Annotated in this window: 9 protein-coding genes; 4 read left to right on the top strand and 5 right to left on the bottom strand. The window is 58.9% G+C overall.

Going from position 1 to position 7113, the window contains the following annotated elements; genetic code table 11:
- Positions 1 to 111 (bottom strand): GTP-binding protein (locus Q0601_RS18370; protein ID WP_160384254.1); only part of this gene is annotated, 111 nt, incomplete at its 3' end.
- A gap of 219 nt (positions 112 to 330) precedes the next feature.
- Here Q0601_RS18370 and Q0601_RS18365 point away from each other — a divergent pair.
- The 3 genes from Q0601_RS18365 to Q0601_RS18355 all read left to right on the top strand — a co-directional run bounded on the left by Q0601_RS18365 (position 331) and on the right by Q0601_RS18355 (position 2389).
- Positions 331 to 1158, top strand: a complete 828-nt coding sequence (locus Q0601_RS18365) for a DUF533 domain-containing protein (protein ID WP_305291349.1) — start codon at positions 331 to 333, stop codon at positions 1156 to 1158.
- Between the two features lie 179 nt (positions 1159 to 1337).
- Positions 1338 to 1796, top strand: a complete 459-nt coding sequence (locus Q0601_RS18360; RefSeq protein WP_305291348.1) for a c-type cytochrome — start codon at positions 1338 to 1340, stop codon at positions 1794 to 1796.
- Positions 1796 to 2389, top strand: coding sequence for a cytochrome b/b6 domain-containing protein (locus Q0601_RS18355; RefSeq protein ID WP_305291347.1), 594 nt, complete (start codon positions 1796 to 1798; stop codon positions 2387 to 2389). Before Q0601_RS18360 ends, Q0601_RS18355 begins: the two co-directional genes overlap by 1 nt.
- Positions 2390 to 2452: 63 nt before the next feature.
- On the opposite strand, the gene efp is transcribed toward Q0601_RS18355, so the two are convergent.
- Complete coding sequence (gene efp / locus Q0601_RS18350) at positions 2453 to 3016, bottom strand: elongation factor P (protein ID WP_119751659.1); 564 nt, start codon at positions 3014 to 3016, stop codon at positions 2453 to 2455.
- A gap of 350 nt (positions 3017 to 3366) precedes the next feature.
- Between efp and Q0601_RS18345 the strand changes: the two genes are divergently transcribed.
- Entirely contained in the window at positions 3367 to 3690 is a 324-nt protein-coding gene (locus tag Q0601_RS18345) for a DUF6280 family protein (protein ID WP_119751660.1), read from the top strand.
- A gap of 141 nt (positions 3691 to 3831) precedes the next feature.
- On the opposite strand, the gene ilvD is transcribed toward Q0601_RS18345, so the two are convergent.
- From ilvD to fabI, 3 genes are all read right to left on the bottom strand, one after another.
- Complete coding sequence (gene ilvD, locus Q0601_RS18340) at positions 3832 to 5670, bottom strand: dihydroxy-acid dehydratase (protein ID WP_305291345.1); 1839 nt, start codon at positions 5668 to 5670, stop codon at positions 3832 to 3834.
- A gap of 118 nt (positions 5671 to 5788) precedes the next feature.
- Positions 5789 to 6103 carry a DMT family transporter gene (locus Q0601_RS18335; protein ID WP_305291344.1) on the bottom strand — a complete coding sequence of 105 codons (315 nt, stop codon included), beginning with the start codon at positions 6101 to 6103 and terminating at the stop codon, positions 5789 to 5791.
- Positions 6104 to 6227: 124 nt separating this feature from the next.
- A complete protein-coding gene (gene fabI / locus Q0601_RS18330; RefSeq protein WP_305291343.1) occupies positions 6228 to 7055 on the bottom strand; it encodes an enoyl-ACP reductase FabI in 828 nt (275 codons plus the stop codon).
- Positions 7056 to 7113 lie beyond the last annotated feature (58 nt).

Here is a 7113-nt window from a genome sequence, read left to right as displayed (position 1 = left end):
GCCAAAATACTTCGTGATCGCTGCCGTCAAAGTCGTCTTGCCGTGGTCAACGTGACCAATCGTCCCGATATTGACGTGCGGTTTGTTCCGTTCAAACTTTGCCTTTGCCATCTAGGGCCTCCTGATCGCGGGGCACGGCGTAACAAGGCCCCGGTTGATTGTGCGCCGCCATGTATAAGCCGCGCGGGTAAAAATCAAGGGCCTAACCGGTCCAATCGCACGCCACACCCGAAGCCACGCCCAATCTGCAACGGAACCCCGCCGAAGGTCGCGACGTTGCCCTACGGAATGCCTGAAGTAATCCACCTTTACAGGAATAGGGATACGATTATGAGCCTGATGAAATCTCTTGCAAAAGTTGCCGCCGGTATCATGGTTGCCAAGGGCGTCGGAGCGGTCATGAAAAGCCGTCAGCAAGGTCAGCACGGCAACTCCCGGAATCGCGGCGGAGGCGGCGGACTGCTTGACAACCTGCTGGGCGACAACACCGGTGGTCAGGGCGGCAGTCTGTCCGGCCGGCTTGGCCAGGTGATGAGCGGTCGCGGCGCGGGAACCGGCACGGCTTATGGCGGCGGCCGGTCGCAGGGTGGGCTTGGCGGTCTGATCGACAATCTGGGCGGCGGACGCCCGGGTGCAGGTGGCGGGCTTGGCGGTATGCTGGGCGGCCTGATCGGCGGAGGCGCGGCTGCGGGCGGCTTGGCACAGAAGGGATCGCAACAGCGCAATGACGCAACTTTCGGCGAATTGTTCAACGATTCTCTTGCCCGCGACGACGAGCCCGAAACCATGCCAACCCCCGAACAGAACGCCGTGGCCGGCCTGATGCTGCGGGCGATGATTCAGGCCGCGAAATCCGATGGCCGCATAGACGATTCCGAAAAGCAAACGCTGCTTGGGCATCTGGGCGATGACGTCGATGATGACGAACGCAAATTCATCCGCGAACAGATGGCTGCGCCGGTGGACGCCGCCGCCCTGGCCGCCGATGTGCCGAAAGGCCAGGAAGCGCAGGTCTATCTGATGTCGCTTCTCGCGATCGATTTCGACAATGAGGAAGAAGCGAGATATCTGCACGCACTTGCCGAAGCCATGGGGCTTGACCGTGCAACGGTAAACCGGATTCACGACGAGGCGGGCGTCATGCCACTATACAGCTGAGTATGGTTGAAACCGCATGGTCACGCCCGCTCCCGCTGTCCGGCGGATAGCAAATGCGTGATCTGCCGCGGCTGGAATTGAACCTCTGCACATGCTCTGACATGATCGGCTTATGGCTGAGGCGATCGGCCATAACCGTATTGAATTGCAGCATAACCCAGCCAGTAGCGAGGATACGAATGCGTTTGATCAACCTGACTGCGATTGTAGCATTTTCCGCATTTCCGGTCATAGCATCCGCCGACGATGCCGCCGAAGACGCCATACAGGCACGGCAAGGATTGATGAAGATGTTCGCCGTCGACATGGGCACCCTGTCCGGTATGGCGAAGGGCGAAATCGAATATGACGAGGCAAGCGCTTCGAGAGCGGCCGCGAATATAGAAGCCCTTGGTGGTTATGATCCTTCGGGCCTGTTTCCCGAAGGCACGGCAGAAGGCGAAGCGGATGATTCCGAGGCGCTTCCCGCCATCTGGGACAACCCCGAGGATTTCGCACAGAAATTCGCCGATCTCGGCGAAGCCGCTACAGGCGCGGGCGAAGCGGTCAAGGGTGGTCAGGAAAATCTGGGGCCCGTATTGCAGAAACTGGGCGGCACCTGCAAAGCCTGCCATGATGATTACCGCCAGAAAGACTGATGCCTGACCAGCAAGCCCGACGCACGAGAATCTGGGACCCTGCGCTGCGGGTATTCCACTGGCTGCTTGCGATATTGGTGATCGCGAACTGGCTATTGGGCAAATTCGGTCCCAATATCATGACGCTGCATTTCTGGCTTGGTTATACGATCGTCGGATTGCTGGTCTTTCGCGTGATCTGGGGGCTTATCGGCCCGAAAAGCGCGCGGTTCTCTGGTCTGATCTACAGCCCTCGGCGCGTGCTGTCCTATTTGCGACAGATGGGACGGCGCAGCCCCAGCCACTGGCCCGGCCATGCCCCGATCGGGGGGCTGGCAGTCATCGCCATCCTACTTGCCCTTCTGTGGCAGGTCGGGACCGGGCTGATCACCGACCCCGAGGATTTCGTGAATGTCGGCCCCCTGGCCGGTCTTGTCGGTAGCCGCATCGCCACCAAGGCCGACGCATGGCATTCCCTTGGCGCGGATATCATCCTGATCCTTGTGGTGCTACATATCGTCGCAATCCTGTTTTACCGGATCTGGAAAAACGAGGACCTGATCCGGCCGATGCTGACCGGCTGGAAATGGGTGCGCCGTCAGGACAAGGGTTAGCTGAAAACGGGTGCGGCGTCATTCAACCCCGCACCCTTTCATCACGTTCCACCATCGAACCGCTCAGGCGCGTTCGCTATATTCGAACAATTCGGTATTAACGACGATATCTTCTTCCTGTCCGATGAATGGCGGCACCATCACGCGCACGCCGTTATCCAGAACGGCAGGTTTGTAGCTGTTTGCCGCCGTCTGGCCCTTCACGACCGGCTCGGTCTCGACAACCTTGCAGACCACCTTCTGAGGTAGCGCGACAGAAAGCGCCTCATCGCCGTAATATTCGATCGTCGCGGTCATCCCGTCCTGCAGGAAAGGACGGCGTTCGCCCAGCAGGTCGGCATCCAGTTCGGTCTGCTCGAATGTTTCGCTATCCATGAAGACCAGCTTGCCATCGGATTCATACAGGAATTGCTGATCTTTCTGGTCAAGACGGACACGCTCGACCTTGTCTTCGCTGCGGAAGCGTTCGTTCAGCTTGCGACCGTCACGCAGGTTCTTCAGTTCCACCTGGGCAAATGCCCCGCCCTTGCCGGGCTTGACATGGTTGACCTTGACAGCGGCCCACAGGCCTCCGTCATGTTCCAGCACGTTGCCAGGCCGGATTTCATTGCCGTTGATTTTGGGCATCTTTACACTCTTGGACAGGTTAAGGGAATTTTCGTTCAAGGATTGAACGAAGTTGCGGGGCACCTATATCGACACAGTCCGGTCCAGACAACCGGAACAAAGACGAACGAATGTCAAGGTGTTTCTTGGAAGCTGCGGGAAATCCATCTCCTGCAGGAAATCGCCAGAAAAGCGCATTTTTTTGCGAGTTGCATGTAGTGCATGGCAGATATGTGCTAAGAGGAATATCGAATCGACAACATAACCTTTAAGTAAACCTTACCGTCCGACTAGCGGAAAAGACAATATTGGCCTGCGCCGGGCTGACTTCGTATGTCGTGGCGAATGTGCCTTAGAAACGGAAAGATGTTATGCGCGACTTAGTAGATGGCTCCGCGTTCAATTTTGAACAAGGTCAGCGTGCCCGCAAATTGTTTGCGGCCGTAGTGCTGGCGGCATTGGATGATGCGATTGCTGACGACAAGAAATATGGTAATGGCCCTGAGCAGATTGCACGCTGGGCGCGTTCGCGTGATGGCCGCGAAGTACTTAGCTGTGCCGGCATCGACCCGAATGAAAGGGTCGTGAAGGGGCTGATGGAATTCGTCTCCAAAGGCGTGCGTACCTCTGTCGCGCTGTCGCGCGAGGAAAGCGAGCGCCGGATGGCCGCCGAAGCAGAGGCGGAAGCAGCCTGAATTTTTCACTGTTCCCGTTATGAAAAAGGGCCGCCCCAGGGCGGCCTTTTTCTTTTGGCAATTTCTGCGTGCCCCATATGACGAACCGGGGTATGATCACACAGCGTTTTCAATGGCCCGCACGAAACGGGCCATTCCAGCTTACTCGGGAATAACCCGAACCGCCCCTTTTGCCGCGCTGGTGGTCATTGCGGCATAGGCTCGTAACGCGGAAGAAACCTTGCGTTGACGCGGCTTGGCGGGTTTCCAGCCTTCGGCATCGCGGATCTCGCGGCGGCGCGCAAGCTCGGCGTCGTCAACCGCCAGTTCGATCACCCGATTCGGGATATCGATGCGGATCAGATCGCCATGTTCGACCAGCCCGATCGTGCCGCCCTCGGCCGCTTCGGGCGAGACATGGCCGATAGACAACCCCGAGGACCCGCCCGAGAAACGCCCATCCGTCACCAGGGCGCAGGCTTTGCCCAGCCCCTTGGATTTCAGATAGCTGGTCGGATACAGCATTTCCTGCATCCCGGGGCCCCCGCGCGGGCCTTCGTAACGGATCAGCACGACCTCGCCCGGCTTGACCTTGCCGGTCAGGATACCGGAAACAGCATCATCCTGACTTTCGAAAAGATGCGCCGGACCTTCGAATTTCAAGATCGATTCATCGACGCCCGCCGTTTTGACGATGCAGCCATCCTCGGCCAGATTGCCATACAGCACCGCAAGCCCGCCATCCTTGGAAAAGGCATGCTCGGCGTCGCGGATCACCCCCGCCTCGCGATCCAGATCGACCGTATCGTAGCGCCGGTCCTGTGAAAACGCGACCTGGGTCGGAACGCCACCCGGCGCGGCGCGGTAGAAATCATGAACCGTCGCTGAATCCGTGCGGGCGACATCCCAACGGTCAAGCGCCTGCGCAAGCGTTCCGGCATGGATATTGTTGACCGATGTATCCAGCAGCCCAGCGCGGTCAAGCTCGCCAAGGATTGCCATGATGCCGCCTGCGCGGTGGACATCTTCCATATGCACATCGGATTTGGCCGGCGCGACCTTGCACAGCACCGGCACCTTGCGCGACAGCTTGTCGATATCGGCCATGGTGAAATCGACCTCGCCTTCATGCGCGGCAGCCAGCAGATGCAGCACGGTATTGGTCGAGCCGCCCATGGCGACATCCAGCGTCATGGCATTCTTGAAGGCGGCGAAACTGGCAACCGAACGCGGCAGCACACTGGCATCGTCGCCTTCGTAATAACGGCGGGCAAGATCGACGATCAGATGCCCCGCCTCGACAAACAGACGTTTGCGGTCGGCATGTGTCGCCAGCGTCGAACCGTTTCCGGGCAGCGCCAGTCCCAAAGCCTCGGTCAGGCAATTCATCGAATTGGCGGTGAACATGCCCGAGCACGATCCACAGGTCGGGCAGGCAGAGCGTTCGATTGCCTGCACATCGGTGTCGGACACGCTGTCATCAGCAGCGGCAACCATTGCGTCTACCAGATCGAGCGCCTTGACCTTGCCGTCTTCCAGCACGACCTTGCCGGCCTCCATCGGGCCGCCCGAGACGAATACCACGGGGATATTCAGCCGCATCGCCGCGTTCAGCATGCCCGGCGTGATCTTGTCGCAATTCGAGATGCAGACCATCGCATCGGCGCAATGCGCATTCACCATATATTCAACCGAGTCGGCGATGATCTCGCGCGAGGGCAGCGAGTACAGCATTCCGTCATGCCCCATTGCGATCCCGTCATCGACCGCAATGGTGTTGAACTCCTTGGCGATCCCGCCCGCAGCCTCGACCTCGCGCGCGACAAGCTGGCCCAGATCCTTCAGATGGACATGACCGGGCACGAATTGCGTGAAACTGTTGACGATCGCGATAATCGGCTTGCCGAAATCGTCATCCTTCACGCCTGTGGCGCGCCACAGGCCACGAGCGCCTGCCATATTGCGGCCATGGGTCGTGGTGCGGGAACGATATGCGGGCATGGCTGGTCTCCTTTAGCTGGCGACATTCTTTAGCACCCCTTTTCACGGAAGGAAATTGCCTGAAATGCGTTCACAGAGATGTTTTCTGACATCTCGCGATGGAATAGCGCAATGCCGGTCAGGATGCGATTTTCATCGTCATGATACCGGCAACGATCAATCCCGCCGCAAGAAGGCGCAGCGGCGTGACAGGATCGCCCATCAGGATGATGCCAAGAATAAAGCTGCCGACCGCGCCGATGCCGGTCCAGACCATATAGGCCGTGCCAAGGGGAAGTTCGCGCATGGCGACTGCCAGTAGCCAGAATGACGCGACCATGCCCACCAGCATGATGACCGTGGGCCAGGGTTTCGTGAAACCATCGGATTGTTTCATCGCCGTGGCCCAGACGATTTCAAGCAGGCCGGCGATGGTCAGAGTTATCCAGGGCATGGAAAGCCTCGAAGACAAGGGCCGGGTCGTCCCGGCGATGCTGCCCATAACGGGGAGGTCGTCCTCGTGTTCGGGAAATAATCATCAACGCCCATCCGGTCAAGACAGGCGCCTTGCAAATCATTCAGTCCCGTTTGACGGTCGCAATATCGGGCGCATCCACCGCCTTCATGCCGACGACATGATAACCCGCATCGACATGATGGGTTTCGCCGGTCACCCCTGCCCCGAGATCAGACAGAAGATACAGCGCCGAATTGCCGACATCCTGCTGGGTGACGTTGCGGCGCAGCGGTGAATTCAACTCGTTCCACTTCATGATGTAACGGAAATCCCCGATCCCCGAAGCGGCAAGGGTCTTGATCGGCCCGGCGGAAATCGCATTTACGCGGATGCCGTCCTTGCCGAAATCCTCGGCCAGATAGCGCACGCTTGCCTCCAGCGCGGCCTTGGCCACGCCCATGACGTTGTAATGCGGCATCACGCGCTCGGCCCCGTAATAAGTCAGGGTCAACAGGCTTCCGCCGTTCGGCATCATCGCCGCCGCGCGTCGGGCGACCGCGGTGAAGGAATAAACCGAGATATCCATCGTCATCAGGAAATTTTCGCGTGTCGTTTCGGCATAACGGCCGCGCAGTTGTTCCTTGTCCGAAAAACCGATTGCATGGACCAGGAAATCCAGCCCGCCCCATTCCGCGTTCAGATTGTCGAAAAGCGCGTCGATCGAGGCGCCTTCACCGACGTCGCAAGGCAGGACCAGTTGCGATCCAAGCTGAGCCGCCAACGGATCCACCCGCTTTTTCAGGGCTTCTCCCTGATACGAGAAGGCCAGCTCTGCTCCTGCGTTCGACAGCGCCTGGGCAATCCCCCATGCGATTGATTTATCATTGGCCAAACCCATGATCAGGCCACGTTTCCCGGCCATCAGCCCGCCTGCATGTTCACTTGACATGAGGTGTCCCTCGCGGTTTCAAATTGCCTTCCGTGCTTAGGCCAAAGGTCTGGAAGCA

The sequence above is a fragment of the Paracoccus wurundjeri genome, from assembly GCF_030678915.1.
Classification (GTDB): Bacteria; Pseudomonadota; Alphaproteobacteria; order Rhodobacterales; family Rhodobacteraceae; genus Paracoccus; species Paracoccus onubensis_A.
Note: the sequence above shows the minus strand (reverse complement) of the source record. Positions and strands in the feature narration are given on the sequence as shown.